The 26,344-nt window shown below is 48.1% G+C and carries 22 protein-coding genes and 2 pseudogenes; 12 read left to right on the forward strand and 12 right to left on the reverse strand.

Annotation, left to right across the window (positions count from 1 at the left end; all coding sequences use genetic code 11):
• Window positions 1-377 (forward strand): GNAT family N-acetyltransferase (locus tag S7335_RS23185; RefSeq protein WP_006458630.1); only part of this gene is annotated, 377 nt, incomplete at its 5' end.
• Between the two features lie 168 nt (window positions 378-545).
• Here the strand turns inward: S7335_RS23185 and S7335_RS23190 are convergent.
• Window positions 546-1,160: a hypothetical protein gene (locus S7335_RS23190; protein ID WP_006458326.1), complete on the reverse strand. Its 615-nt coding sequence runs from the start codon at window positions 1,158-1,160 to the stop codon at window positions 546-548.
• Between the two features lie 365 nt (window positions 1,161-1,525).
• On the opposite strand from S7335_RS23190, the gene S7335_RS23195 reads away from it, so the two are divergent.
• From S7335_RS23195 to S7335_RS23215, 5 genes and pseudogenes are all read left to right on the forward strand, one after another.
• On the forward strand, window positions 1,526-1,912 hold the full coding sequence (locus S7335_RS23195; protein WP_006458191.1) for a MerR family transcriptional regulator: 387 nt from the start codon (window positions 1,526-1,528) through the stop codon (window positions 1,910-1,912).
• On the forward strand, window positions 1,896-2,339 hold the full coding sequence (locus tag S7335_RS23200) for a carboxymuconolactone decarboxylase family protein (RefSeq protein WP_006458384.1): 444 nt from the start codon (window positions 1,896-1,898) through the stop codon (window positions 2,337-2,339). Before S7335_RS23195 ends, S7335_RS23200 begins: the two co-directional genes overlap by 17 nt.
• Window positions 2,340-2,353: 14 nt before the next feature.
• Complete coding sequence (locus S7335_RS23205; protein WP_006458179.1) at window positions 2,354-3,331, forward strand: aldo/keto reductase; 978 nt, start codon at window positions 2,354-2,356, stop codon at window positions 3,329-3,331.
• A 192-nt stretch (window positions 3,332-3,523) separates the two neighbouring features.
• Window positions 3,524-4,208 (forward strand): annotated as a pseudogene (locus S7335_RS23210) (IS6 family transposase).
• A 216-nt stretch (window positions 4,209-4,424) separates the two neighbouring features.
• Window positions 4,425-5,309 carry a phosphotransferase family protein gene (locus S7335_RS23215; protein WP_006458625.1) on the forward strand — a complete coding sequence of 295 codons (885 nt, stop codon included), beginning with the start codon at window positions 4,425-4,427 and terminating at the stop codon, window positions 5,307-5,309.
• A gap of 164 nt (window positions 5,310-5,473) precedes the next feature.
• Here S7335_RS23215 and S7335_RS23220 read toward each other — a convergent pair whose 3' ends face one another.
• The 7 genes and pseudogenes from S7335_RS23220 to S7335_RS23250 all read right to left on the reverse strand — a co-directional run bounded on the left by S7335_RS23220 (window position 5,474) and on the right by S7335_RS23250 (window position 12,442).
• Window positions 5,474-6,157 (reverse strand): response regulator transcription factor, encoded by a 684-nt coding sequence (locus tag S7335_RS23220; protein ID WP_038019992.1) that lies wholly within the window; start codon window positions 6,155-6,157, stop codon window positions 5,474-5,476.
• A complete protein-coding gene (locus S7335_RS23225; protein ID WP_006458628.1) occupies window positions 6,045-7,592 on the reverse strand; it encodes a cell wall metabolism sensor histidine kinase WalK in 1,548 nt (515 codons plus the stop codon). Before S7335_RS23225 ends, S7335_RS23220 begins: the two co-directional genes overlap by 113 nt.
• Window positions 7,589-8,014, reverse strand: coding sequence for a DoxX family protein (locus tag S7335_RS23230; RefSeq protein WP_006458694.1), 426 nt, complete (start codon window positions 8,012-8,014; stop codon window positions 7,589-7,591). Before S7335_RS23230 ends, S7335_RS23225 begins: the two co-directional genes overlap by 4 nt.
• Window positions 8,015-8,073: 59 nt before the next feature.
• The gene (locus tag S7335_RS23235) at window positions 8,074-9,396 is read right to left on the reverse strand and encodes an NAD(P)/FAD-dependent oxidoreductase (RefSeq protein ID WP_006458537.1); all 1,323 of its coding nucleotides are present in this window, start codon (window positions 9,394-9,396) and stop codon (window positions 8,074-8,076) included.
• A gap of 159 nt (window positions 9,397-9,555) precedes the next feature.
• Complete coding sequence (locus S7335_RS23240; RefSeq protein ID WP_006458521.1) at window positions 9,556-9,762, reverse strand: hypothetical protein; 207 nt, start codon at window positions 9,760-9,762, stop codon at window positions 9,556-9,558.
• A 472-nt stretch (window positions 9,763-10,234) separates the two neighbouring features.
• Window positions 10,235-10,471, reverse strand: a pseudogene (locus S7335_RS23245) (recombinase family protein); the annotation flags it as partial.
• Between the two features lie 183 nt (window positions 10,472-10,654).
• Window positions 10,655-12,442, reverse strand: coding sequence for an AIPR family protein (locus tag S7335_RS23250; protein WP_006458492.1), 1,788 nt, complete (start codon window positions 12,440-12,442; stop codon window positions 10,655-10,657).
• Window positions 12,443-12,699: 257 nt separating this feature from the next.
• On the opposite strand from S7335_RS23250, the gene S7335_RS23255 reads away from it, so the two are divergent.
• Window positions 12,700-13,008, forward strand: a complete 309-nt coding sequence (locus S7335_RS23255) for a transposase (RefSeq protein ID WP_006458505.1) — start codon at window positions 12,700-12,702, stop codon at window positions 13,006-13,008.
• A gap of 2 nt (window positions 13,009-13,010) precedes the next feature.
• Window positions 13,011-13,553 carry a transposase gene (locus S7335_RS23260; protein WP_038020090.1) on the forward strand — a complete coding sequence of 181 codons (543 nt, stop codon included), beginning with the start codon at window positions 13,011-13,013 and terminating at the stop codon, window positions 13,551-13,553.
• Between the two features lie 110 nt (window positions 13,554-13,663).
• Here S7335_RS23260 and S7335_RS26425 read toward each other — a convergent pair whose 3' ends face one another.
• Together S7335_RS26425 and S7335_RS23270 are read right to left on the reverse strand one after the other, a co-directional pair.
• Window positions 13,664-15,244, reverse strand: coding sequence for a hypothetical protein (locus tag S7335_RS26425; RefSeq protein ID WP_227500111.1), 1,581 nt, complete (start codon window positions 15,242-15,244; stop codon window positions 13,664-13,666).
• A 498-nt stretch (window positions 15,245-15,742) separates the two neighbouring features.
• Window positions 15,743-16,510, reverse strand: coding sequence for a hypothetical protein (locus tag S7335_RS23270; RefSeq protein WP_006458571.1), 768 nt, complete (start codon window positions 16,508-16,510; stop codon window positions 15,743-15,745).
• A gap of 250 nt (window positions 16,511-16,760) precedes the next feature.
• Here S7335_RS23270 and S7335_RS23275 point away from each other — a divergent pair, with 250 nt between their 5' ends.
• Complete coding sequence (locus tag S7335_RS23275; RefSeq protein WP_006458604.1) at window positions 16,761-17,816, forward strand: hypothetical protein; 1,056 nt, start codon at window positions 16,761-16,763, stop codon at window positions 17,814-17,816.
• Between the two features lie 332 nt (window positions 17,817-18,148).
• Here S7335_RS23275 and S7335_RS28620 read toward each other — a convergent pair whose 3' ends face one another.
• Window positions 18,149-18,433 carry a hypothetical protein gene (locus tag S7335_RS28620; RefSeq protein WP_198011490.1) on the reverse strand — a complete coding sequence of 95 codons (285 nt, stop codon included), beginning with the start codon at window positions 18,431-18,433 and terminating at the stop codon, window positions 18,149-18,151.
• Window position 18,434: 1 nt separating this feature from the next.
• Here S7335_RS28620 and ltrA (S7335_RS23280) point away from each other — a divergent pair, with 1 nt between their 5' ends.
• Window positions 18,435-20,201 carry a group II intron reverse transcriptase/maturase gene (ltrA, locus tag S7335_RS23280; protein ID WP_227500097.1) on the forward strand — a complete coding sequence of 589 codons (1,767 nt, stop codon included), beginning with the start codon at window positions 18,435-18,437 and terminating at the stop codon, window positions 20,199-20,201.
• A gap of 136 nt (window positions 20,202-20,337) precedes the next feature.
• Window positions 20,338-23,316, forward strand: coding sequence for a Tn3 family transposase (locus tag S7335_RS23285; RefSeq protein ID WP_006458599.1), 2,979 nt, complete (start codon window positions 20,338-20,340; stop codon window positions 23,314-23,316).
• A gap of 324 nt (window positions 23,317-23,640) precedes the next feature.
• Here S7335_RS23285 and ltrA (S7335_RS23290) read toward each other — a convergent pair whose 3' ends face one another.
• Window positions 23,641-25,407 carry a group II intron reverse transcriptase/maturase gene (gene ltrA / locus S7335_RS23290; RefSeq protein WP_227500097.1) on the reverse strand — a complete coding sequence of 589 codons (1,767 nt, stop codon included), beginning with the start codon at window positions 25,405-25,407 and terminating at the stop codon, window positions 23,641-23,643.
• A gap of 1 nt (window position 25,408) precedes the next feature.
• Between ltrA (S7335_RS23290) and S7335_RS28625 the strand changes: the two genes are divergently transcribed.
• On the forward strand, window positions 25,409-25,693 hold the full coding sequence (locus S7335_RS28625) for a hypothetical protein (RefSeq protein WP_198011490.1): 285 nt from the start codon (window positions 25,409-25,411) through the stop codon (window positions 25,691-25,693).
• Window positions 25,694-26,344 lie beyond the last annotated feature (651 nt).

The raw sequence follows: 26,344 nt of genomic DNA on the forward strand, positions 1-26,344 counted from the left end.
AGGCGGCTGACTCAAACGGATTTACCTACGTTTCAGAGGATGAAAACGGCCAAGTCGTTGGATTTATAGATGGTGGTAGAGAGCGCACAGATGACCGACTTTACCGAGGTGAAATCAACGCTATCTACATTCTGAGCAGTCATCAACACCAAGGGATTGGCCGCGAACTGGTTCGACTGGCAGTAAAAAAACTGTGGCAGATGGATATTCAGTCCATGTTGGTCTGGGTGCTAGAAGATAATCCTGCTTGCAAATTCTACGAAGCGTTAGGAGGGCAGATCGTACGGAGTAAAAGTATTGAGATGAGAGGTAGCACTCTCATTGAGTATGCCTACGGGTGGACTGATACATCACTCCTATTGAGACCTGTTGATTGATTGACAAAGAGCTACTACACAAAGGTTATTTACACTGCACGCAGCCAGGCCAACTGTCTATAACCTCTGCCATAGTGCTTGTTGGACAGTACTAAAAACCTTTCCTCAATTGTTACAGGAAAGTAGAACGGTATATCAAGGATCTCAGCCCTCTTCTACCAAAGGGGTTCAACTGGTACAGTCCCTACGGGTGCTTAGCGTGCGTTTCTGTTCCGATGCTACTGATAGCCCAATAGGAAGGCAACCACCGGACTTTTCAAGCTGCTGCCATGCCCACTTAATTTCTGAGCGGGTGACACACCGTGCTTCTGAAGCTCGTTGAGATAAGAATCTATCGACCAGAGAAAAGCGCTGCTGCCACTGGTCTAGTTCGCTGAGCTGCTCCGCCAGAAGCAGTACATCGTTACCCCACAGTTCTACGAGATCGATAACGCCTTCACCAGGCTCCATAAAAGCGCCATGGAAAAGTTCGCGTGCGGCCCAAGGCAGAAGTTCTATCTCTACACAGTGCTGGACACCATGATGTTTGACAAGGAGTGGAGAGCTTTGCAAGCTAACTGCGAAAGCCTGACAGCTCATGTTTGTCGTTCTATCTGTTGTTTCTGTAAGTTGTAGTTTGTCCCCAAAACCGATGATGATGACAACTCGACTTTTGACAACTTCGAGGCGGTGGACGACTTGTGCGGTCATTTCAGAGTAACCACTGTAGGAACAGACCCGGTCTTTCAGGCCATTGCCAGGACGTCCTTCAGCATATTCCCAAAGTTTTGGCTGAGCATTCATACCTTTCTGCATTCCCAGACATTTTGGCTCTTCCCGGTCTAGCTATTAGACACTATTTATCAGCTAAAACACAACACGCTAACAGTCCCAAAATCCCTAAGTAATGGGCCTAGGTCTTCTACGACTGCTATAGGCAGTACGGAAAAGCTCAGAGTATAGAAGCTATAGAAATTACGGTACTTTCTGGAGATGCTGCCTACCGGAGCCGTTCGAGGATACAGCCTTCCTGTGATGAACACTGTATGTGGCATTTGCTTGATACCCGTAGGTTAGTAGTAGATGCTGATTCGCTTCTTTTCGTCTTAAACGAGCTAAGTAATTGACTGACTTGACTTAGAGCGCACTCTAAGAATTATGGTGTTTGCATGGTTACAGAATTATCGATTCAAGAAGTTGCAACGATCACTCAACTAAGCGCTCATACTCTTCGCTACTACGAGCGAATTGGACTGCTCGATCCAGTGGGTCGAGCGTCGAGCGGACACCGCCGATATTCAAAACAGGATATTGGTTGGATTGAATTCGTCACTCGATTGCGAGCGACAGGCATGTCAATTCGAGATATGCAGCAGTTTGCCGAACTACGACGGCAGGGAGATCGTACGTTTGCTCAGCGGCGTCATCTACTAGAGGCGCACCAACAGCAGATAGCTCAGCAGATAGCAGCGCTTGAGCAAAACGCAGACGTTTTAGCTGAGAAGATTCAACACTACAAACAATTAGAGGAGGAACAGGATGTCAGTAGTCGATGAGAAAGAAAACAGTGATGTTTCACAGAAGAAGAGTGAACGTTACCGCCGGGGCTGGCAAAAGCTGAAGGAGGTCGATGGCGAAGCTGGTGAGCAGGTGATTGAGAGCCTGAAGGGTGTCGCCCCTGACCTAGCTCGTTACACTGTTGAGTTTCCCTTCGGAGATATATATAACAGACCAGGACTAGATTTGAAGTCTAGAGAGATTGCTACAGTCGCTGCATTGACGGCACTTGGAAATGCTCAACCACAGCTGAAAGTTCATCTTCACGGTGCTTTGAACGTAGGGTGTACTCGTGCAGAAGTGATTGAAGTGATTATTCAGATGGCCGTCTACGCTGGCTTCCCCGCTGCGCTGAACGGCATCGCTGTGGCGAAGTCGGTTTTTGCAGAAAGAGATGAGATTGCAGATAGAAACAAGAAAGAGTAAGGAGAAAAATGACTATGGAGATACGTCATCTTGGCACTGAAGGACTAACGGTATCGGCGCTAGGACTTGGTTGTATGGGTATGAGTTCTGCCTATGAAGGTAGAGAAGATGCACAGGCAGTTGAGACAATTCATCGGGCGATTGATCTAGGCATTACGTTCTTCGATACAGCAGAAGTCTATAACGACAACGAGCAGCTCGTTGGCAAGGCTATCGAAGGACGGCGTGACCTGGTTACGGTTGCGACTAAGTTCGGCTTCAAAATCAACAACGGTAAGATTTCTGGCCTTGATAGCACTCCGGAAAATGTACGCCGAGTCTGTCATAACTCGCTACAGCGGCTGGGTGTCGATTACATTGATCTGTTTTATCAGCACCGTGTAGATAAGGCGGTGCCTATAGAAGAGACGGTAGGCGCAATGGCAGAACTGGTAGCCGAAGGAAAGGTTAGGTACTTAGGACTATCAGAAGCAAGCGTAGACACCATTCGTCGTGCCCATGCCGTTCATCCTATCAGCGCCCTTCAGTCCGAGTACTCATTTTGGGAGCGAGGCGTAGAAACTGAGGTATTGCCCCTATTGAGAGAGCTGAAGATTGGCTTCGTACCTTATTGTCCCTTAGGTAGAGGCTTCCTAACAGGAAAGGTTAAGCGAGCAGAGTCATTTGAGAGTGACTATCGCCGTCAAGACCCTCGGTTTCAAGGAGATAGTTTTACGAAGAATATGAAGCTGGTTGAGCAGGTTGAAAAACTTGCGAAAGAGAAAGAGACAACACCCGCTCAAATTGCTTTGGCGTGGTTACTGCATCAGGGGAAAGACATTGTTCCTATTCCTGGAACAAAGCGACCTGCTTATGTAGAGGAGAATGCAGTTGCGACTGAAGTTGCGTTGAGTGAAGAAGACCTATCGCGGCTAGAACGCATTGCTTCCGACAATGCTACGTCTGGTGAACGCTATGCGGAAGAACGGATGAGCTGGCTTGACGCTAGTTGATATAGATTGCCTCCTGAAGTACATATCTACTAGTCAAAACTCTTCGTTTTTGGCACTATTGAGAGCAGTTTTCAAGTCCTCATAGTGCCAGTAGGCACTGTCAACTTAGCGAAGCTTGACCGTATACCGGTGATTTTGGGAAGCTACACTCATGACTAATCCTTACCGGGGCACCGCTTCCCATCTGAAACCATCAGCTACTGCGTGTGGCTGTACCATACGTTTCCGTTAAGCTTTCGTGACATCGAAAAAATGATGCTCTATCGAGGCATCACGGTCACCTACGAAGCGATCAGAGGATGGTGTCACAAGTTTGCTCAGAGCTATGCCAATCAGATTCGCAAACAGCGGCCAAAGCCCGGTGATAAGTGGCATCTCGACGAAGTCGTCATCAAGATTAAAGGTGAACAGTTTTACTTGTGGCGGGCTGTTGACCAGCATGGTGTAGTGCTCGATATCCTGATGCAGCGATGCCGCAACAAAGCGGCAGCCAAGAAGTTCTTCCGAAAACTACTCAAACCAGCCGGCTTTGCCCCCAGAGTCATCATCACCGATAAGCTCAAGAGCTATGGGGCTGCGAAGAAGGAAATCTTGAAGGGTGTGGAACACAGGCAGCATAAAGGGTTGAACAACCGAGCCGAGAACTCACATAGACCGACCCGAGTTAGGGAAAGACGAATGGGCCGATTCAAATTCAGTGGGACAAGCCCAACGCTTTCTGTCAGCCTTTGAACCGATACGCGGTCATTTTCATCCCCATCAACACAAACAGACCGCTTCAGAATACAGAGAAACGATGCGCCAACGGATCGAAAGTTGGCGATCATTGACTGGGTTGAGTGCGTTGGCGGAGCCTCTCACTCAGAGAATCGCATAGTCCGATCAGATGGTGTTTGCTCGATGAAACTGTCTTAATATTTGCCAGTCAGCCTCAACTTGACAACGCCATTTACCCTTGTGTTGACAGGCTTGCTATATTGATGATGAAGCAAAGAAGGTAACCCTGTTGATACGTTAGCTCCATAAAACAACAACGTCCTATTCTTAGCGCAGCTCAAGCTGTGCGACTTTGTACTGTTTTATGAGAGAAACAATGGTTATTCCTGCTACATACTTAGAGCGTATCGCCCAAATTTACCCTGCTCAAACGTTCAACGAGATCGTCTTCAATCAAGATGGTATGGTCAACGATGTTGTCATTCTTGACGGTCGTATCGTCTGTCGCTTTCCCAAGCATGACTGGGCTTTTGAACTACTTCAGCAAGAAGCTAGAGTTATTAGCTTAGTTAGCCGCCACGTAGATCTTCAAGTTCCACAGTTTGAAACTGTTGAAAAAGATGCCGCGACATATCGATACATAGAAGGTATACCGCTTTCGAGAGAGGTGCTGTTCTCTCTACCACTTGAAGACCGTAATGCTGTGATGTCCGAGCTAGGACTATTTTTGAGGCAGCTACACGCAATTCCTATATCAGAAGCTGAGAAGGTAGGCATCCATCAGTCAGACACCAATCGAAGTACGCAGGATTGGCAAGACTTCTATACAGATGTTGAGGAAGCACTCTTTCCGCTGCTCATGCGTCATCAGCGAAGTGCGATTGCCTCTCACTTTGAACCAGTCCTATCTGACAATTTAGATATGGACTATCGTCCGGCTTTCATCAACGGCGACATAGGTTGCTATCACATCCTCTTCAACAAAGAGAAAAAAGCATTGTCTGGCATCATTGACTTTGGTACAGCAGGCATTGGTGATCCAGCAACCGACATTGCCGTTTTACTAGGACAGTATGGAGAAACTCTTTTAGAGCTAATGCTATCAGGCTATCCTAGTGCATCGCAGTATATGGAACGAGCGCGATTTTGGGCTGGAACGTTCGAGCTACAGTGGGCGCTTACTGGCGTCAAGAACGACAACAAAGAACTCCTACTAGCGCATCTGGGTGGGGCAAGAGACAGATTGCCACTCTGTCAGTAATCTCAGAGTCAAACCCATGACTAAGTTTTATCGGCTTAGTCACGGTCGGCAGAAAAGAGTCTCATATTTTAGACCTTTTATGACTACAGAAAAGGCATGTCTCAAATCATGTCTCCCTGCAACCTCATATGTTGTAGCTGGGCTAATGTTAGTGCAGAAAGAGTCTACGCCTTCTTCTGACCCCGTAGCCGATAACCCATGCCTCTAATCGTCTCGATATAGCCGTTCCCGAATTTTTGTCGCAGATGACGGATGTAGACTTCAATAACATTAGAGCCAGGGTCATAGTCGTAGCCCCAAACGCGGTTTAATAGCTGCTCTTTGCTCATCACATGCATTGGATGTCTGAGCAGCACTTCTGCCAAAACAAACTCACGGGCTGATAGCTCAACGGTGCGGCCGCTGATAATAGCCTGTCTGGTGATTAGGTTAAGAGAAAGGTCACCTACTCTCAGCACTGTTTCAGACTGTAGTTTCTGTTGCCCATGCAGACCACGCATCTGTACCTTAATTCGAGCGAGTAATTCTTCAAATCGAAAGGGTTTGGTCACGTAGTCATCAGCACCGCTTTCCAATACGGTTACTGTATCGTCTACGCCGTCGCGGGCAGTTAGAACAATCACAGATAGTGAATCGCCTTGACCACGCAGTTCTTGCAGTACGGCTAGGCCATCCTTACCGGGCAATCCTAGGTCTAGTAGCATTAAATCAAAGTTGTCGCTATGAGCAAGCAGGCTAGCCTGCTGACCGTCGCGGGCGACTAGAATGCTGTACCCGTGGGCCTTTAGCCCGGTACTCAGGAAGTCTACGATGTGAGGATTGTCCTCGGCGATTAGGATGCGATTCATGCCTATCTATCTCTGATACTTTTGCGAGCGGCTCCAAGGGCACAATTAGCGTAAAAGTAGAGCCTTGGCCAAGTTTACTGGTCAGTTCAATTCGGCCACCGTGGGCTTGAACAATAGCACTGACAATAGAAAGCCCCAGTCCTGCGCCTTCAAACTGACGATTGTTGTTCGTAGCGCGGGCGAATCGCTTAAATATCCGGCTTTGGTCTGCTGTCGCAACGCCTTCGCCGGTATCGCTTACCCAAAACTGTAGATATCCGTCTGTAGCCAGGGAACCCAGCGCAATTGTATCTCCAGGTTGGGTATGGCGAACTGCATTTTGCACCAAATTCATCACTGCTTGAGAAAATCTCTGTTTGTCGATAGTAGCTGGGTAGAGACCCTTCGTCTCTAACTGCCAGTTGCGTTCATCAGAGAGGGTGCGGGCCTTGAGATAAAGCTCTTCGGTGAGCCAGTCGAGATCCTCAGGTTTGAGAATCAGAAAGTCAGGTCGCTCGGCTTTGGTCAACAGCGTTAGGTCATTGACTAAACGGTCCATTTGCGCCAGTTCGCTGGTAACGAGAGCGATGGTTTCCGGCTGCTTTTCAGGACGATAAGGCAGCATTTCAAGCTGGCCCTGAATCACAGTGATGGGTGTCCTTAGCTCATGGCTGATATCTTTGAGGAACTCTTGCTGAACATTAAAAGCAAGCTGGAGCCGGTCCAACATGGCGTTGAAAGTAGTGGCGACAGCTGTGATCTCGTCATTACCCTGAACAGGAATCCGCTGCGTCATATCAGACTCGGTAATTCGACGAGCCGTTTGAGTCATCAGCTGTAGGGGCCTGAAAATGCGTCCAGCAGTTGTCCAAGCAACAACAAAGAATCCACCTAACACGGCGACTGAAACCATTAGCACCAACCTCATTGCTTCAGTGCCCGACTGATAAGCCACTGTAGAATCGCGCACTGCAACAAACACGCCGCGATCTCCATTCTCACCAACTATCAGTTCTGCAACATAGAAAAGTCGCTGGTCAGGGCTGATTACTTGCTGGCGCTGCGGCACAGTAAGACTAGACCACCGATTGAGTAGATTAGGTTGGCGCTGTAGCCAATCAAGATTAGGTTGGCCAGCCCTGTAAAGCTGACCGTTGACGAACGTAAACACGAACTCATTCTCAATGGGAACGTAATCAGCCAGAGCTTGGTCAAAAAGGTCGGTTACCTCAGCATCTAACCGTTCTCTCGTGCCTAGTGGCGTTGCCGAACGCCGTAAACGTTCAACTTCCCTCATCAAAGAAGCCTCAGCTTTTTCGTCTAGGCGATTGCAGTAAATTTGGCGAGTGACCCAAATAGCGGATATCGTTGTGCAGGTGGCGAGTAGACAGTACCAAGTCAATAGCCGAACACGAATGTTCCGAAAGGGCATGAACCCGGCTGCTAATCTTTTCATCGCATCGACTCCTCCGAATGTTGAAGGGATTTAGACTTAGCAGCCGAGCGCTCTAGGCTAACTGGCCCAGGGCCGTGGGCCGCAATCATCAGCAACCCGCCTATGATAGCTAGATTCTTCAAAAACGAAATCATCTCCGCAGGATCGGCAACCGGGTTATGAAACACTAGGGTGGCAGGAACCAAGAATAGCAATAGCAAAATTACACCGATTTGCACTTTATATCCCAAAATTAAAGAGACCCCACCGGCTATTTCAAATATCACTACGCAGAGCGCTACCAAAGCAGATAGCGGAATGCCAACGTCAGCAATTTGCTGCTGAGTATCTGCGAACTCGATCGCATTAGCAATGCCAGTTTGAATAAAGATGACGGCAATGAAGATTCTGGCTATGAGCGGCGTGTACTTTTGAATAAACATAATACTTCTCTCCTATGTAGGTTGCGAATTTACAACAGTATTTGATCAGCGAGTTGTCGTTAGCTGAGAATGGTAGACTTAGCTAAGGTCAGCAGCTTATTTGTAGATAGCGTGCGGTCTTGAAAGACAAGCGGTGAGCTAGGAAGAATTAGGCGAATTGCGCGGTCACCCATCCCATAGCCATGCAGCCAGCTCAGTAGCACTAACAAGCGACTGCGAAAACCTGGCAGATAAACGAGATGAACGCTGAGCCACATCAGCCACGGTAAAAAGCCTGTTAGCAGAAAGGGACCAATTTTACCGACACCCGAGTAGCTACCAATGATGGCCAAACGACCCTTGTTGAAGTAGCTGAAAGGCTTAGGGACTTTTCCCTTTATTTGTCTGTTGATGTTTCGGGCGATCATCACTCCTTGCTGTAACGCTTCTGGAGCCACTCCTGCGAGCGCCTTCTCTTGCTGTTGCACATGAGCCAGATCGCCAATCGCGTAAACATTGTCATAGCTGATTAACTGAAGTGTCGGTCGCACTCTGACCTTTTGTTTGCGAGCAACTGCTGGCTTCGCGGTAACTGGGGGCATTTCAGCTTCAAGCCCAGCAGCCCATACGACAGTTGCCGTAGGCAAGCGGGATCCATCTTGAAACTCTATAGCCTGAGAGGTGACACGACTCACTCTTTTCTCAAACAACACCGTTACACCCAATCGGCTAAGCGTACGCACCGTATAGCGGCCCAAGCGATCCGGCAGGTTTCCGAGCAGGTTGTCACCAGATTGCACCAGAACAATTCGTAGTTCGTTGAGAGAAAGTGTTGGATAGTCTTTTATCATCGCCTTTTTCAATTCGACGAGCGTACCTGCCATCTCAACACCAGTCGGTCCGCCACCAACGATGACAAACGTTAAGAGCTGTTTTCGCAGCAACAGGTCTGGCTCTTGAGAGGCTTGTTCTAATCGGCGAAGAATGTGGTTACGGAGGGCAATCGCCTGATCCAACGTTCTGAGAGCGAACGCATTCTCAACAGCGCCTCGGACGCCTAGATACTGCGTTCGACTGCCCGTCGCGATGACTAAGTAGTCATAGGGAAAACTGCCACTATCCGTTTCGACCACCTGATGGGCAAAATCAATACATTTGGCCTCAGCTTTGAGGAATTGAGTTCTCGCCGCTCGTCGCAGAATAGTACGAACGGGGTAAGCAATCAGCTCAGGTTCAATTTGAGCAGCGGCGACTTGATACAACAACGGCACGAACGTGTTGTAGTTATTACGATCTATCAAAAGTATATCAGCGCCGCTTTTTGATAGCGATTGAGCCGCTTGCATACCACCGAAGCCTGCCCCAATGACAACAACTCTCTTTCTTTTTGGTGTAGGTTGCATCTGCTTGACTACTCCAATAACTCTATGCTTTTCAGATTTTCAGACTAACTAGTGTGTACTCTGAATCTAAGATGAAAAAAAGTTCAGATTCGGTTCAATTGAGTCATTTACTTCTGAACAGATAAAAGGGAGCTTTGCAGAGCTCCCGTAACCAGATGTCTATCTACCGCTGACGGCTTTATTACGACTATCCAAACGCTCCATTCGCTCGGCTTGAATATCTGCAATGGCTTTGACCTGAGTGTCTAGATGCTCCAGACGGCGAACCTGTAGAGAATTAGCAGATTCTCTAGCTGCTTGAACAGTAGGAGCAGTAGCGGCAATGGCGAACATAACTGTTAAGGCAGAGAGAAGATAGCGTTTCATTGTTAAAGCTCCTTACAAAATTAGTAAATGGCCAGTGAATGGCTTGATTCATTCCAATCATGGTGCGGAACGATAAACAATACCTGACGCCCACATGAAGATTATTTCATGCACGCATTGCACATCCCGTGGGAATACTGACTGTTCGCCCAAGCAATAGGCTCGTTCAATCAAGACTTTTTTTGCTTCGCTATCCAGGTCTACCGCCTCCACGATATCGCTTTTGCGGCGGCGTTTGACGATTCCAGTACTACATCAGCCACGACCCAGTTGCCAACTCCAATTCGCTTCGTGCATCACCTGCCATATGGTGTATATGCTAATACGAGAAAACTCAGGCTGTTGACGTAATCACCGCTGTAGCAGGCTCAAAGACCAGCTGAGTGCGCCATCTTGTTCTACTTCCGGTAGCTGACTAGCTATCTCCAAAATGTATTGACGTTTCTCGCTGTCATAAACAGTTTGGGCACCGCCCAACGATGCTCAACAGATCGCTCAGCGAGCGACCCAGCCGATCAAGCTTCCAGATAACAAGCACATCCTTCTTGTAAATGCGGTCAAGCGCTTTATCCAGTCCAGGGCGTTCAGCCTTCGCTCCGCTTACACCGTGATCGCTAAAAATCTTCTTGCAGCCTGCCGCTTCCAAAGCATCTGTTTGAAGATCCAAACTTTGGTCAGCCGTCGAAACTCGGGCGTATCCAATTCTCACAGTTCCAAAACTCGCAAAGCGCCTCCTTTTTTGGTACTTTGATTGTGACACAGTTTTTGAAACACAAATATAGTCCCAAAAGCCGCTTTTTTGCCGTTTTTCTAGATGGTGTCAAAAACGGTCGTTTTTGAGGCAGTTGCATGTATAGAAAGTGCTTTTCCATACGTTTTATTGTGTTAGTGACTACAGCTTACTTTTCAATACGTCAAGTATCTCGTTGACCTTTGAAACATTTACAAAGAATCTTGCTGGATAAGCATTCGTATAGTTTTTTTCAATGTATTTCTCGGCTTCTTCAACGAGCAGATCAAGCTTCTCTGATAACAGAGCTTCATTAGGCAGAACTAACTCTGTAGCGTTCTTTATGCTACTTACTTGATTCAAAAGAAGAGCTGTCATTACTCTATTAGAATGCGTAATGATAAGACGGCGTTTTCTATGGGTGCTCTTGTCTGTTGCGCTCAGCTTAGCACTTATAAGTCGCTCAATTATGCGAGTGTGAACAACAGAATTAATTACCTTAATACCTGAAATTGTTGGATTGAATACACTTTTATAAAGAGAGCCATCTAGGTTCTCAAAAAACTTTCCTCTTTTATCCTTCAATGCAGCAACAATAGAGGCCGACATAGTTAGACAGGCCACTCCATTGAGTGCTTCATCTAAATCGATAATATTGGCATCAATATGAATATTTTTATCAGCTGTTCTTAGTAGTTGATATTGATAATTTTCGACAGCAAGTTCCTTCGAGATTCTTAATTGCTCTGGATGTTGCGAAGCAAAGTCTCTGCCTAGAACTCTATTTTGGTGATTATTGGCTTTAGTGATAGCCGTAGCAACTTCTGCATTATCAACATCAGCAACCTTTATAAATCGCGCAGGAATCTTAATCTGAGCGAGAGTATTATTGCCCTCAGAAATGTTTTTGAATATATGTCCAATAGTGCTAACGGTTTGAGCACCATTAATGACGCTTGCATTTGAAAATTTGAAGGTTCCTTTTGTAGTATCTCTATTGGCGTTACGGCGATGTGGCAATATATTCGAGACTAGTAATGTGATTCCATTGTTGTAATACCAAAACATCTCTGGGTTGTTAACAGCAGTCTTTCTAATTGACTCGTTGACATCTGTACTGCCTAGCAGATTTCTTATGTTTTTCGCAAACAAGCGAGTTCCATGAGCTTCCCACCACTCTAGGATCTGATCACCGCTGATCTGTCCATAAAACGCTAAGTGTGGCTCGGTCTTCTTTCCATAATTCTCTATCTCGACATCGTCAAGATCAATATTTACGTGTGTTCCAGTTTGCAGCCATTCTGTCAAGTCTTCGGCAGAGACAAGATGCACTTGAAATGGAAGCTCATCCTGCGAAATGTCCTCAGCAGCAAGAGCAGCTGAATTCAGTTCATCTTGCCACCTTTGCATATCGCCTAGAATTTCCTCGGCAGCACCGCGCTTGCCTGTATGAGCCATTACAAATAGAAACTTGTAATCTTGAGATTCAAGACCAACTTCTATATCACTAGCCATTTGCTGCAAGATCTGGTCAAATCTCGCGTATTCTTCTAGCTGGAGTTTTTCACATGCATCTTTGAATGCAAGAAAATCATCTTTTGTCCAAGTACTATTACCTCTTTGGTTAAATTTTGACTGGACTACTACAACTCTTTTCTCACTGTGGTTAACGCACAAAGCATCAATACCACCATCATTGGAACTATCACATACGCTGTGGCCAGCCGTAGCATCATCCACCACAGCTAAGTTATATATTGAAAAGGCAGCTATGGCTCTACTGGCCATTTTGATATCATAATCGCTCTGATCAGATTTACATTCACGTTTATGGATGAAAGATTCAAACCTTTCTCTAAACTTTTTGCCAAGGCGTTTAGCAACAATATGGGATGTAGCCGCAGCCGGAGCTGCATTATCTTCGATTTTTATATCTTTTACGAAAGCCATAATGGATATTGGTTAGAGACCCCTTTATCTGATGTGTACATAAGCTCAGTTTTCTTGATTGCTATCAATATGAACAGCTAATCGTCATCACAGGATTCATACACTCAAACGTCTTACAATATCTTAGTATTTTCAAGAAAGCTATTATGAGACACCATTTGAGACGTGATTTTCACAGGGTTCCGTAACCTATAGAGCCCATTTGAGATCTTTTACTAGATGCGCGAAAATTCAGAGAGCCGTCTATCGTAGCTATCATGGCATACTCAAGCAGTCTGACCGATGCCGAATGGGAAATCCTTGAACCGCTGTTGCCAGAAGTGCTACCACCGAAGAAGCGAACCAAGCCTCTGCGTTGGAGTTATCGAGAGCTGATAGAGGGGATGCTCTATCAGCTTAAGAACGGCTGTAACTGGGAGGACTTGCCGAAGGATCTACCGCCATATTCAACTGTGTTCTGGCACTACAACCAGTGGCGCAAAGCCGGTTCGTTTGAGCAGCTGATGACGTTACTTCATGGACAAGTGCGAGAACAAGTCAAAAAAAAGCGGTCTGGACAACATTGATGATGGCAGACTCACAAGCGGTGAAGAACACCTGCAATGCCGGCGTAGCCTCGAAAGGTTTTTGTTTCTACAAAGCCACGAACGGCATAAAACGGCATCTTGTGGTCGATACACTCGGATTTCCTTTCTTTACCCTTTGTACGCCCGCGAACCTGTCGGATGATATTGGCTTGCTGATGTTGCTCATACTCAATATCGAGTACTTCAAGTCAAAACCCGTCAACATTCCGAAGATTACCTTCTTGTTGGACAACGGCTACCACTTAGACAAGTTGACGAGCACACTAAAGGCTGTCTATCCGGGCATTATGCGCAAGATTAGGTTTGAGCTGTCGCCGAAGCCGTCGAAAGCAGAGAAGACAGCGCAGAGAAAAACAGGTTTTGTTCCCGTTGCCGTCAGGTGGGTGATTGAGCGTTCCAACGCTTGGATGGAACGCTGCAAGCGTCTGACAAAGAACTTTGAGAGAACGCTGGACAACGCTAAAGCGCAGATGGACTTTTGCTTTGTCAGGCTTATGCTCAAACGGCTTGCTGCCAATTCTTGAGATCTCAAATAGGTTCTATAGGTTTTGAGCCGTACATGATTCTCAGGCGACACTAAGCGCACAATCTTTCTCGTTTTGCCACTGATTCCTTGAAACCATGCTGACAAAGTCTACGTAATAGACATTCTCTCTGTGATAGAAACATCCATGTCATTCTCAAACTCGTTATCTTCAGTAGTTCCAATGATGTCAAGTTGAACAAATAAGTCAAAAGGCTGCTCCAGCGATCTATAAATTTTCCCTTTCAAGGAAAGATTGAAAACATTGTTTTCCTCATCATCCGAATCACTGTCTTCCTCCTCTTCAAGAATAGAAACTATCTCTTCAGTTAGCAGCTGGCCTATCGACTTCTCATTTGACTTTTCACTGACCGCTGCTTCTATAGTTTGGAGGCTATAATCATCAAAGTTTTCCTCAGTGCTCACTTCATTATAGATATCGATTAACTTATAATATAGTTCCGGAGAATTTTGTTTCATAACCTCTTTAAGAGTAAATTCCTGAAAGTAAAGATCTTCAGAAACCTGCTGAAGTAGGGATGGAAGGAAATAATCTTCGACCAAATCTTCTGCAAGTGGCTCTCTAAAAGACTTAGCAAGTCTGTTTGTTAAGTCACTATCTTCGTTAAATGGTGAACGATCTCTCAAAGAGTACTGAGAACTGCCGCTGTCAACAACACGCATGCTTCCATCTACAGATATCAAAGCCGCTGGATATCCGTTGTAGTCAGTTATCTCCGTTAAAGTCGCAACAACATTAGACTCAGTCACATTCATTTCAGGAGTCAATATCAGATTACTAAAATCCCAAGATTGGCCTACTTTCAGCGGCTGCTTCGGATATTCATAAAAAATACTTCTGTAAGCCCAAACTCCTTCCAATTGTTTTTTCTGCTCATTCGATGGTCTTTGGTCTGAAAGAGTGCTATACCATTGTTCATTCCTTCTCTCATTCAAAATACTAGAATTTTCAAGAATGCCTCTCTCGGAGAGCGAATCAGTATAGTCATATGTCTTATTGTCTTCAGCTGATATAAATTCAAAATCTCCCGTAGATGAAATTTTATCTTTTCCTATTCTCTCTACTATTTGTACTGGAATTCCATCAGCAACTTCGACAAATTTGTAGTCTACTTCTTTATTTCGTTCCTCTTTAAACTCTAAGGCTACGACTGGGCTGTCTAAAGTAGACTCGTAAAGATTTCCCTTCGATGTCTTGAATGTGAATGTAGACGAATGAACTCTTTTGACATTCGTTCCTTCGGAAATCTTCTTGCCCCCTAACCGGTAAGAAGACAGGGATTCATCAGTTTCTAATAGATACCTTATTGTCCTGTTTGGATCAGCCAGCAGGTTTATTGTTCGATTTATATCTTTGAATCCTTCCGCTTTAATAACAACATCTATATCATCTCTTTCGGGGATTTCAACTCTCACATATCCATCTGAGTCAGTGAATCTCGGAGCAGGTGCCCCGTCGAAGATAAACTGAACTTCAGCTCGTTCTACAGGATCATTTGCGCTTTCTGAATAGATGAGGAACTTTACCTCTACAGTATTAGAGTTTACAGTCTCTATCGTTTCTTTGCTAGTACCAGTTACTGTAGACAGAATTCCTTCACGATTTGAAACGCCAAGAGTAAGCATTACAGCGGATAGAAAGATAGCTAAAAACTGTGCCCATCCTGGCATCTTGCCCCACATTTGATTCATATCCCAATTTTAGAAGTACACAATATTGTACATTCTCAGAAAATTGGGTTGCTTTCTATGAAGTTCAAGATGAGTTCATCCAATCGTTTTACTTTTACTTTAGACCTGTTAAGAAACAGGGGGGTGTACGTAGCTTTAGAGCAGGAAAACCACGCTAAGAATGAAAGCCTTTCGTAGCAATATCTTCTATATTCAGTTGAGCTCGTAGCGTTGTACAAGTTGCACAGTACACCAATTGCCCCCTAGCCGAGATAAGTGTAATTCTCCACACATTGGACTAAAAGCATTGGTATGAAGGGGATTCAGCTCTAGTCTCCTGGGTAGTACAGCGCTTTGATCCGCTGAATCCACAGTCTACGGCTTCAGAGAATACCTAATACTCTGCAGCCGTAGGTGATCACATCACCACGCGAAGCGACAATGAAGGCAAAGGACAACGAATCCTTTATCCTCTGCACCACAGAAGCGCCTAATAGCCTACATTTTCAGTTCATCTTGTGCCTGCGGTTCACTGACCGCTGCCGTCTCTTCGTAAGGCAGCCAGCTCCTAAAGCCGCTCCCAACCTTCGGCCCACGTGGATGAAACTCCCCCTGCCACTGCCACGCTTCGCCCTGCCGGTGCAAGATTAGATCAACCCAGTGACCCGCCGTCCACTCAGATAGCGGCTCACTCTCCACCACGAGCAGCCTGGCCACGCGATCGCCTTTCTTTCTGAACCCATAACCGACAAGGACAGAGAAGCGGTCAGCTTCTACGTCCTGTAGCGTCCCACAGACAAACATCTGATCGACCGGCGGCGAGTCTTCATGAGGTTGCCAGTCATCGGCGTTGATGAACGAAGCGAGGGTAATGCCGTCTTTATAAAATGCAGGATAGAAGGAAAACTTGCCGCAGCGTTCTCCATCCGATAATCCCAGCAGCCGAAAGGCCAATCTTGATTTGCCCACCGAACCGACACGAAACGCGGCTCCGTCCGCTGTCACTATCTCGATACCACCTTCTACCGGCGAGAGACATCCTTCTATCCGTCCGAGGGCCTGCACCATTCGCCGCTGGGAAGGCGGGGGAAGCTTACGTTTTTTTCGCTTCTTCTGCTTTTTCTGCTTTTTCTGCTCACTCACAGGAACGGCTTCGAGGGCACCCTCTGCGTCAGGAACCACTGCACTCTCTTGAGCCGCTTCTACTGGTTCAGCGTGGAGATCGCCTACTGTGGCTGTGCTCTGCTCTGAATGCTTGGATGGCATTACTATTACTCTATATCCTCATTCGGCTAGGCCGCACTGAGAGCGCTACAGGTGAAAGCAAAGGCTCATGCACTCACCTTAGTCATACTGGCTCAGCCGTTTACCAGCATCCAGGCTAGCGCATAACGTAATCCGTCCATCTCTATCAACAGCAGCGGACTTGCAATACAACACGAAAGGGCTCAGTAAGCCAAGGCAGTTCACTGCGGATAGTGGGTTCTATAGCTAAGCGGGTGTAGAAAGGTTGGTTATGACTGAGCCAATGGAAAATGTAGGCTTGCGGAAAACTGATCAGGGCTGGGAGTTTACCAGCGAGCATGCCCTAGAAGATTTTGTTTGGCATCATCTGTATGACCTGCTGCAAGTGAGCCCATTTCAACGGCAGCTTTCGGTCATGGGTGAGATATGCGATATCTTGGCGCTCACCGAAGACCGGCAGCTAGTCATCATCGAGCTAAAGAATGCAGGGTATCGTCATGTCATACAGCAGCTCACTCGTTACTACAGCAACTTGCTGTCAGAACGACCATTCTCAGATGCTATCGATTACGAAAAGCCTGTTCGTCTGATTGCGATCGCCCCTAGCTTTCATCGACACAACTACATCGACCGGCAGTACAGCCGACTATCTTTCGAGTTCATCGAGGCGAAGGTCAAAAGGTCTGAGCAGTTTTATCTAGAGCTGATTTCTGACGACACCGATAGCCCGATAGCTAAAGCCGTCTTGCCCTACCAGGAGCCGGAGATAGACAACCAGTATGAAGACTTACCTGCACCGCCAGATTTGCTGCTCGAATGGCTAGGAGGTTGCTCAGCAACTGAGCAGCAGGCTTTCTTAAGAACAAGGGCACAAATTCTCAGGTTTGACCCAAGGATTCGAGAAATTGTCGGTACCAAAAGTATTCAATACGGCACCGGCAAAGCGAAGCTATGCGCGGAGGTCTACTTTAGTAAACTTCTTCAGCGTCCAATCCTTTTTCTTTGGCTAACGCTGCCGACCTCCTGGAAGGCGTCTGGGAAAGCAGCGCGAGCTGGCCGACTAAGACTTTGGCTGCAGAATGGCGAACTGACTCACGTAGGTCACGTCGTTAAAGGTCTTGGCAAAATGCGCCTGGAGGAGGAATGGAACGCAATACCAAAGGAGCAATGGCCGCGACGGGCGCTTGTCTATAACATGAGTCATCGTTCACATACTCCCGTTGCCGTAACAGGGTATGTGCGTCTCGCTTTAGGCATTGAGAGCAGTGCCGATTATCTAGAATTCTGCGTGTCTACTGCCCTGCAAAAGTGGCTTGAAAAGCTGTAAGGCCCTAAAGTAGCGGTGCGATGTAGATAAGCCGAGTGTGCAAGGAGGCAACAGCCGAATTAAGAGTGGAGATAATCTCTCAGCAGCACCTGTCCTGCTGTCCCCACGTAACAGAGTTATCGACTCCGGTTACGCTGACGTTAGTAATGATGTCAGTGGAATGCAGACCACGCAAGTATCCTGACCTGGCAGCCTAAAGCTGGGAAAGGGCAAGGGGAAGTCCGAAAGGGTTAACACCCGTGAACCGTCGAAGAAGCTTCGTCATTGGCGGAATCAGTGAAATCAGGCTGACACACTGCGACCAAAAGGTGAGTGGGTGGCTTAGCGGCTCGCTACTTCGTTAAGCGATAGGTCACAATCCCACCGGAGCATAGACGGAACCCGACCCGGACGTATCTCACACACTCGGAACTGCATAAGCCCGATGGATTCTCTGAACTATCAGAGTAGGCAAACCGTAAGGGATGCACAACCATCCAGCGGGTAAAGGATGCCAGAGAAAGCGAAGGCTCTTGTGTAATGCGAGAGATAGGGGTTCGAGCTTTGCCCCACATCGAAAGATGGCAAACTTCTGGCGGGTCTTTAACGGTAAACCAAAGTAAAGGAACCGTATCCATTGTGAAAGATAGAGCCATCCCGGCATCGGAGCAAAGGAAGCTGCTAAAACACTGGACCAGTATCCACTGGGACCAAGTGAAGAAGCGTGTTAGGAACCTAAGACGACGGATTTATCGTGCCACCCAAAACGGTCAGTGGAATCAGGTGCGCAGCCTGATGAAACTGATGCTAAGAAGCTACTCCAACCTGCTGCTATCAGTACGGCATGTGACTCAAGAGAATCAGGGGCGACAGACAGCGGGCCTCGATGGCCAGACTGCCTTAACCGCTGAGAAACGAGTCCAACTAGTGAATCGATTGCAAGACCATTCCCTCTGGCAAGTGCTCCCGACTAAACGGGTCTACATTCCGAAAGCGAATGGAAAATTGAGGCCGTTAGGAATTCCTGCTCTCGAAAATCGAGTCGCCCAGACGATAATGAAGAATGCGCTCGAACCTCATTGGGAAGCCCGATTTGAGGGACATAGCTATGGTTTTCGCCCTGGTCGCAGTTGTCATGATGCTATTGAGCAGTGCTTCCTACGACTCAGACATGGCTGTGATACCTGGGTACTCGATGCAGATCTAAAGGGTGCATTCGACAATTTGAGTCACTCCTTTATCCTCGACACCATCGGCCTCGTGCCGGGTCGAGAACTCATCAAGCAGTGGCTCAAGGCAGGCTACGTAGAAGCTGAGATGTTCCATGCCACCCCCAAGGGAGCCCCCCAAGGCGGGTCCATTTCACCGTTACTCTTGAACATTGCCTTGAATGGAATGGAGAAGTTGTTGTTGTCATTTACGACAACGAGAACTTACCAGCCTTCCTCAAAGGCAAAGTCTCAATCATCGTATAAACGCACGTCGCCAACTTATGGCTACTGTCGTTACGCTGATGATTTCGTGGTAACGGCGAAGACAAAAGCAGACATCGAAGCGGTTGTCCCTATCTTGCAGGCGTGGCTTAAACCACGCGGGCTAACGCTGAATATGGAGAAGACTCAGATAGTGAATGTCCAACAGGGTTTTCCCTTTCTGGGGTTCTCAATTCGGCACCACAAAGGTAAGTGTCTCTGTAAACCGCAAAAGGAAAAGATTCTGGCCTTTCTGAAGCGGATTCGGAGCTGGTTGAAGCACAATGTTTCTATCAGTCCGGCGGCAGTAATACACCACCTAAACCCGATACTGCGAGGATGGGGTAACTACTACAAACATGGCGTCAGTAAAGACGTGTTTAGCTACGTGGATTCCCAACTCTGGCAGGCGATCTGGAGATGGTGCTGTCGGCGTCATCCGAACAAACGGAGTTCATGGGTTGCCAGGAAATACTACCGAACCTTCCAAGGACGGCTGTGGACATTCACCACGTCTGTCACTGACCGGACAGGGAAGCGGAAGCCACTAACGTTAGTGCGTCTAGCGGATATTCCGATTCAACGCCATGTCAAGGTCAAAGGAACGGCTTCTCCTGATAATCCAACTCTCGAAGACTACTGGCAATACCGCCAAACCCGATACGGTAAAGCCTATTGGGAGAAAGGCTCGAAATACTACAGAGTTGCTCAGAGCCAGAATTGGCGGTGCCCAGTCTGTCATGACGCCTTGTTCAATGGAGAAGCTCTACACACGCATCATCGGCAGCAAGTTAAGAATGACGGCACTGAGATAGAAGAGAATCTAATTCATCTTCACCAAGCCTGTCATCAGTACCTGCATAAGAATGATGTGGTTTTGAATGGCCAAAGGCTTGAGCGGCTTGATGGGATAACTGTCACGAGCCGTTCTTAGGGGAGAGGGACGCGGCGACGTGTTCCCTCTTACCCGACAAGCTGCGAAATGGGGCAATTTAGTTCGTTTGTACTCTTAAAGTGCCATTTTCAGTCCCTGATATGTTTAGCGACAGTTATGCATAGAGGAAGCTGAAATGAAGCGACAGTGGGACACAGAGGAATTGATAGAGCAGTTTACGCTAATGCCATCAGAGCTAGCGCTGCTGCCAGAGGAGATCACTAACGCCACCGCTCACAATCGACTAGGCTTTGCCATCCTGCTCAAGTTCTTCCAAGTGGAAGGGCGATTCCCTCAGCACGCTGGCGAGGTGCCCAAAGTGATCACCAATTTCATCGCTCAGCAGCTAGCCCTGTCTGAAGCGGACTACCGTCAGTACAAATGGTCAGGTCGAACGGTTAAGACGCATCGCAGCCAGATCAGAACCTTCCTCGGCATCAGGCCGATGAGGCAGAGCGATCAGCAAGAGCTGAAGCGCTGGCTGATAGCAGAGATTCTACCATTGGGCCTGTCTTTTGAAGCGCTCAAAGCACAAGCCTACGGGCAGTTGCGACAACTCAAGATTGAACCGCCCACTGCGAAGGGGTTAGAACGCCTGATCCGCTCTGCGGCCCGTCTGCATGAGCGTAGCTTTTGTAAACAGATCGCGGCTCAGCTATCAGCCAAGACTCGCGCCAGCATCAATGCCCTGCTGAATACTGAAAGCCCACTAGAGGATGAAAATAGCCAGTTTAGGCAATCGCAGTTGAGCTATCTGAAAACAGATCCAGGACGGCTGGGTCTCAACAGTCTGTTGAAAGAGATAGAGAAACTACAGCGCACCCGTGAGCTAGAGCTGCCTTCGGCGTTTTTTAATCATGTTGTTCCCAAGCTAGTGCAACAGTATCGCCGCAGAGCGTCCACTGAGCCGCCGCGAGAGCTAAGACGCCATCCACCAGCGATTCGCTACACCCTAGTCGCTGCATTCTGCTGGCAGCGAGAACGAGAGATCATCGATGACCTAGTCACTTTGCTAATTCAAATCATCCACCGCTTGAGCATCAGCGCCGAGCGCCGAGTCGAGCGCGAATTGATTGCTAGCTTCAAACGAGTCAATCGCAAAGAGGCGCTTTTGTTGAAGATTGCAACGGCTTCCCTTAAGCAACCGGAAGGTACAGTGAGAGATGTCGTCTATCCTGTGGCCAACCCTGAGACATTGCAGTCACTGATTGATGAGCAGAGCGCAGGCGAGACCTATCACGAGAAGGTGCATACTCGCATTCGAGCGTCATACCTGCATCACTATCGGCGGATGGTGCCTGCCATTCTGGATGCTTTGAGCTTTCACTCTAATAATGAACAACATCAGCCGGTTGTCTACGCCTTAGCGATTCTCAAACGCTATCAGGATAGCAATCGCCGTTTCTACGACGAAGACGAAACTTTGGTGATTGAAGGCGTATTGCCCACCCACTGGCCAGAGCTGATCGGCGAAACTGATAGCAACGGAGAAGTCCGTATCAACCGGGTCAACTACGAGATCTGTGTGCTGCAAGCGCTACGAGAAAAGCTACGTGCTCGGGCGGTTTGGGTCGTAGGAGCCGGACGATACGGCAATCCAGAACAGGATCTACCCCAAGACTTTGAAGCTCATCGAGAAGTCTACTACCAGGAACTTAGCCAGCCGCTAGAAGCAGCGGCGTTTATTCAGCAGCTCAAGCAGACGATGCAAGCAGAGTTGAGCCAGCTGAACCAGGGAATGCCAAAGAACAAAGGGGTTCGCATTCAAACGCGCAAGCACGGTTGGATCTCAGTCTCTCCGGTAGAAGCGCAGCCAGAGCCACCCAACTTGCTAAAGCTCAAGGCAGAGATTACTCGCCGCTGGCCGCTGACTGGACTGTTGGAGATGCTCAAAGAAACAGATTTGCGGGTCAACTTTACTGAACAGTTTGAAAGTGCTGCTACCCGTGAGAACCTGGATCGCAACACTTTACAGCGGCGGCTGTTGCTCTGCCTCTATGGTCTAGGCACCAATACTGGCCTCAAGCGGGTCTGTGCGGGCATCGATAACGAAAACTACAACAATCTGCTCTACGTCAAGCGTCACTACATCCACAAAGAACATCTGCGTAATGCGATTGCTAAGGTCGTCAATGCGGTGCTGCGCTCACGCCTAGAGACCGTTTGGGGTGAGGGTACGTCAGCTTGCGCATCGGACTCGAAGAAGTTCGGCGCATGGGACCAGAATCTAATGACTGAATGGCACCAGCGCTACGGTGGCCTGGGGGTGATGATCTACTGGCATGTGGAGAAGAAGTCAGTGTGTATCTACTCTCAGCTCAAGACCTGTTCTTCTTCTGAAGTCGCTTCTATGCTTGAAGGGTTGTTGCGCCACAACACTGAGATGAAGGTAGAGCGCAACTATGTTGATACTCACGGTCAAAGCGAGATTGCCTTTGCCTTCTGTCATCTACTGGGCTTTAACTTGATGCCCCGGCTGAAGCGGATCGGGGCGCAGCGACTCTACTTCCCAGAGGTAGGCACTAAAGCCACCTACCAGAACTTACAGCCAGTGTTGAGTCGGGCGATTGACTGGGATTTGATTCGCAGGCAGTACGACCAGCTGATCAAGTATGCGACGGCACTGCGGTTGGGCACGGCTGAAACCGAAGTCATTCTCAGGCATTTCAATCGTAGTGAAACCAAGCACCCGACCTATCAAGGTTTGGCAGAGCTAGGCAGAGCGGTCAAGACGATCTTCCTCTGTCGTTACCTACATTCTGTTGAACTGCGACAGGAGATCCAGGATGGTTTGAATGTAGTAGAGCGCTGGAATGGCGCTAATGACTTTATCTTCTATGGGCGCAGCGGCGAGTTTGCCAGCAATCGGCGTGCTCATCAGGAGCTAGCGGCGCTAGCATTACATCTGTTGCAGATCAGCCTGGTCTATATCAACACGCTGATGATTCAGAGAGTGCTGAGTGAACCCAGGTGGTGGGCGCAGATGCAGCCGGAGGACTTGCGGGCACTGACGCCGCTGTTGTGGAACCATGTCACACCCTATGGTGTGTTTAGGTTGGATTTTAGCGATCGCATTGACTTAGAGCCTGTCGGCAGCGCCTTATCATCGGCTTGAAAGGGCGTCGAGTAGCTGCTCGGCACCGCAACTAGGCGACTCTCTTTTCATAGGCTGAAGCCGTTGCTATATAAGCACTACAGCAATTTAATCTGCCCCTAGCGCCAAGGGATGAGTCTCACGAGAATCCAAAGGTTTCAGCCGACTTAGTAAGCGCCGATTAGGCCAGATCTAGTCTGGCGCTCTGAAGCACTGTGAGACTCACTGTAAGATTGAGTCGTTCGTTGGGGAGCAGATGAACCATGTTAATAGTTTATGCGTACTAAATTGCCCCATTTCGCAGCTTGTCGGGTAAGAGGGAACACGTCGCCGCGTCCCTCTCCCCTAAGAACGGCTCGTGACAGTTATCCCATCAAGCCGCTCAAGCCTTTGGCCATTCAAAACCACATCATTCTTATGCAGGTACTGATGACAGGCTTGGTGAAGATGAATTAGATTCTCTTCTATCTCAGTGCCGTCATTCTTAACTTGCTGCCGATGATGCGTGTGTAGAGCTTCTCCATTGAACAAGGCGTCATGACAGACTGGGCACCGCCAATTCTGGCTCTGAGCAACTCTGTAGTATTTCGAGCCTTTCTCCCAATAGGCTTTACCGTATCGGGTTTGGCGGTATTGCCAGTAGTCTTCGAGAGTTGGATTATCAGGAGAAGCCGTTCCTTTGACCTTGACATGGCGTTGAATCGGAATATCCGCTAGACGCACTAACGTTAGTGGCTTCCGCTTCCCTGTCCGGTCAGTGACAGACGTGGTGAATGTCCACAGCCGTCCTTGGAAGGTTCGGTAGTATTTCCTGGCAACCCATGAACTCCGTTTGTTCGGATGACGCCGACAGCACCATCTCCAGATCGCCTGCCAGAGTTGGGAATCCACGTAGCTAAACACGTCTTTACTGACGCCATGTTTGTAGTAGTTACCCCATCCTCGCAGTATCGGGTTTAGGTGGTGTATTACTGCCGCCGGACTGATAGAAACATTGTGCTTCAACCAGCTCCGAATCCGCTTCAGAAAGGCCAGAATCTTTTCCTTTTGCGGTTTACAGAGACACTTACCTTTGTGGTGCCGAATTGAGAACCCCAGAAAGGGAAAACCCTGTTGGACATTCACTATCTGAGTCTTCTCCATATTCAGCGTTAGCCCGCGTGGTTTAAGCCACGCCTGCAAGATAGGGACAACCGCTTCGATGTCTGCTTTTGTCTTCGCCGTTACCACGAAATCATCAGCGTAACGACAGTAGCCATAAGTTGGCGACGTGCGTTTATACGATGATTGAGACTTTGCCTTTGAGGAAGGCTGGTAAGTTCTCGTTGTCGTAAATGACAACAACAACTTCTCCATTCCATTCAAGGCAATGTTCAAGAGTAACGGTGAAATGGACCCGCCTTGGGGGGCTCCCTTGGGGGTGGCATGGAACATCTCAGCTTCTACGTAGCCTGCCTTGAGCCACTGCTTGATGAGTTCTCGACCCGGCACGAGGCCGATGGTGTCGAGGATAAAGGAGTGACTCAAATTGTCGAATGCACCCTTTAGATCTGCATCGAGTACCCAGGTATCACAGCCATGTCTGAGTCGTAGGAAGCACTGCTCAATAGCATCATGACAACTGCGACCAGGGCGAAAACCATAGCTATGTCCCTCAAATCGGGCTTCCCAATGAGGTTCGAGCGCATTCTTCATTATCGTCTGGGCGACTCGATTTTCGAGAGCAGGAATTCCTAACGGCCTCAATTTTCCATTCGCTTTCGGAATGTAGACCCGTTTAGTCGGGAGCACTTGCCAGAGGGAATGGTCTTGCAATCGATTCACTAGTTGGACTCGTTTCTCAGCGGTTAAGGCAGTCTGGCCATCGAGGCCCGCTGTCTGTCGCCCCTGATTCTCTTGAGTCACATGCCGTACTGATAGCAGCAGGTTGGAGTAGCTTCTTAGCATCAGTTTCATCAGGCTGCGCACCTGATTCCACTGACCGTTTTGGGTGGCACGATAAATCCGTCGTCTTAGGTTCCTAACACGCTTCTTCACTTGGTCCCAGTGGATACTGGTCCAGTGTTTTAGCAGCTTCCTTTGCTCCGATGCCGGGATGGCTCTATCTTTCACAATGGATACGGTTCCTTTACTTTGGTTTACCGTTAAAGACCCGCCAGAAGTTTGCCATCTTTCGATGTGGGGCAAAGCTCGAACCCCTATCTCTCGCATTACACAAGAGCCTTCGCTTTCTCTGGCATCCTTTACCCGCTGGATGGTTGTGCATCCCTTACGGTTTGCCTACTCTGATAGTTCAGAGAATCCATCGGGCTTATGCAGTTCCGAGTGTGTGAGATACGTCCGGGTCGGGTTCCGTCTATGCTCCGGTGGGATTGTGACCTATCGCTTAACGAAGTAGCGAGCCGCTAAGCCACCCACTCACCTTTTGGTCGCAGTGTGTCAGCCTGATTTCACTGATTCCGCCAATGACGAAGCTTCTTCGACGGTTCACGGGTGTTAACCCTTTCGGACTTCCCCTTGCCCTTTCCCAGCTTTAGGCTGCCAGGTCAGGATACTTGCGTGGTCTGCATTCCACTGACATCATTACTAACGTCAGCGTAACCGGAGTCGATAACTCTGTTACGTGGGGACAGCAGGACAGGTGCTGCTGAGAGATTATCTCCACTCTTAATTCGGCTGTTGCCTCCTTGCACACTCGGCTTATCTACATCGCACCGCTACTTTAGGGCCTAGTCGGTTGAGGAGACTATCGAATGTCCTAGATATCGACCTCCTGATGCAGCAATCACTGCAGTACGCTGTCGGTATGCAAGCTTTCGACGTGATCGCTGTATCAGGGGGCTATTGAATTCGGCTTTTTACCAACGTAGCTTTTTCTCCCATATCAGTTAGTTCGCTACCGGATATTCCAGCCATCGAGTTCTGGGCTGTTGATGGTAAGACTGTGCCATCCTACTCAAAGCTAATTGTGACTGTGGCTTCGATTACTCTGAATGGGAAGGAAGAAAAGCCACAGATGCAAAAACAGATCTTTCCCAGTACCTGAATA

The sequence above is a fragment of the Synechococcus sp. PCC 7335 genome, assembly GCF_000155595.1.
In the GTDB taxonomy this organism is placed as follows: domain Bacteria; phylum Cyanobacteriota; class Cyanobacteriia; order Phormidesmidales; family Phormidesmidaceae; genus Phormidesmis.

What these genes read in the sequence shown, in the direction of transcription:
- S7335_RS26425 (WP_227500111.1), bottom strand. Translation starts at nt 15,244, where the DNA reads ATGCCAGGATGGGCACAGTTTTTAGCTATCTTTCTATCCGCTGTAATG.
- S7335_RS28620 (WP_198011490.1), bottom strand. Translation starts at nt 18,433, where the DNA reads ATGGATACGGTTCCTTTACTTTGGTTTACCGTTAAAGACCCGCCAGAA.
- S7335_RS23235 (WP_006458537.1), bottom strand. Translation starts at nt 9,396, where the DNA reads ATGCAACCTACACCAAAAAGAAAGAGAGTTGTTGTCATTGGGGCAGGC.
- S7335_RS23200 (WP_006458384.1), top strand. Translation starts at nt 1,896, where the DNA reads ATGTCAGTAGTCGATGAGAAAGAAAACAGTGATGTTTCACAGAAGAAG.
- S7335_RS23255 (WP_006458505.1), top strand. Translation starts at nt 12,700, where the DNA reads ATGGCATACTCAAGCAGTCTGACCGATGCCGAATGGGAAATCCTTGAA.
- S7335_RS23215 (WP_006458625.1), top strand. Translation starts at nt 4,425, where the DNA reads ATGGTTATTCCTGCTACATACTTAGAGCGTATCGCCCAAATTTACCCT.
- S7335_RS23230 (WP_006458694.1), bottom strand. Translation starts at nt 8,014, where the DNA reads ATGTTTATTCAAAAGTACACGCCGCTCATAGCCAGAATCTTCATTGCC.
- S7335_RS23205 (WP_006458179.1), top strand. Translation starts at nt 2,354, where the DNA reads ATGGAGATACGTCATCTTGGCACTGAAGGACTAACGGTATCGGCGCTA.
- S7335_RS23220 (WP_038019992.1), bottom strand. Translation starts at nt 6,157, where the DNA reads ATGAATCGCATCCTAATCGCCGAGGACAATCCTCACATCGTAGACTTC.
- S7335_RS23260 (WP_038020090.1), top strand. Translation starts at nt 13,011, where the DNA reads ATGGCAGACTCACAAGCGGTGAAGAACACCTGCAATGCCGGCGTAGCC.
- S7335_RS23275 (WP_006458604.1), top strand. Translation starts at nt 16,761, where the DNA reads ATGACTGAGCCAATGGAAAATGTAGGCTTGCGGAAAACTGATCAGGGC.
- S7335_RS23285 (WP_006458599.1), top strand. Translation starts at nt 20,338, where the DNA reads ATGAAGCGACAGTGGGACACAGAGGAATTGATAGAGCAGTTTACGCTA.
- S7335_RS23270 (WP_006458571.1), bottom strand. Translation starts at nt 16,510, where the DNA reads ATGCCATCCAAGCATTCAGAGCAGAGCACAGCCACAGTAGGCGATCTC.
- S7335_RS23195 (WP_006458191.1), top strand. Translation starts at nt 1,526, where the DNA reads ATGGTTACAGAATTATCGATTCAAGAAGTTGCAACGATCACTCAACTA.
- S7335_RS23225 (WP_006458628.1), bottom strand. Translation starts at nt 7,592, where the DNA reads ATGAAAAGATTAGCAGCCGGGTTCATGCCCTTTCGGAACATTCGTGTT.
- S7335_RS23250 (WP_006458492.1), bottom strand. Translation starts at nt 12,442, where the DNA reads ATGGCTTTCGTAAAAGATATAAAAATCGAAGATAATGCAGCTCCGGCT.
- S7335_RS28625 (WP_198011490.1), top strand. Translation starts at nt 25,409, where the DNA reads ATGGATACGGTTCCTTTACTTTGGTTTACCGTTAAAGACCCGCCAGAA.
- S7335_RS23190 (WP_006458326.1), bottom strand. Translation starts at nt 1,160, where the DNA reads ATGAATGCTCAGCCAAAACTTTGGGAATATGCTGAAGGACGTCCTGGC.
- S7335_RS23240 (WP_006458521.1), bottom strand. Translation starts at nt 9,762, where the DNA reads ATGAAACGCTATCTTCTCTCTGCCTTAACAGTTATGTTCGCCATTGCC.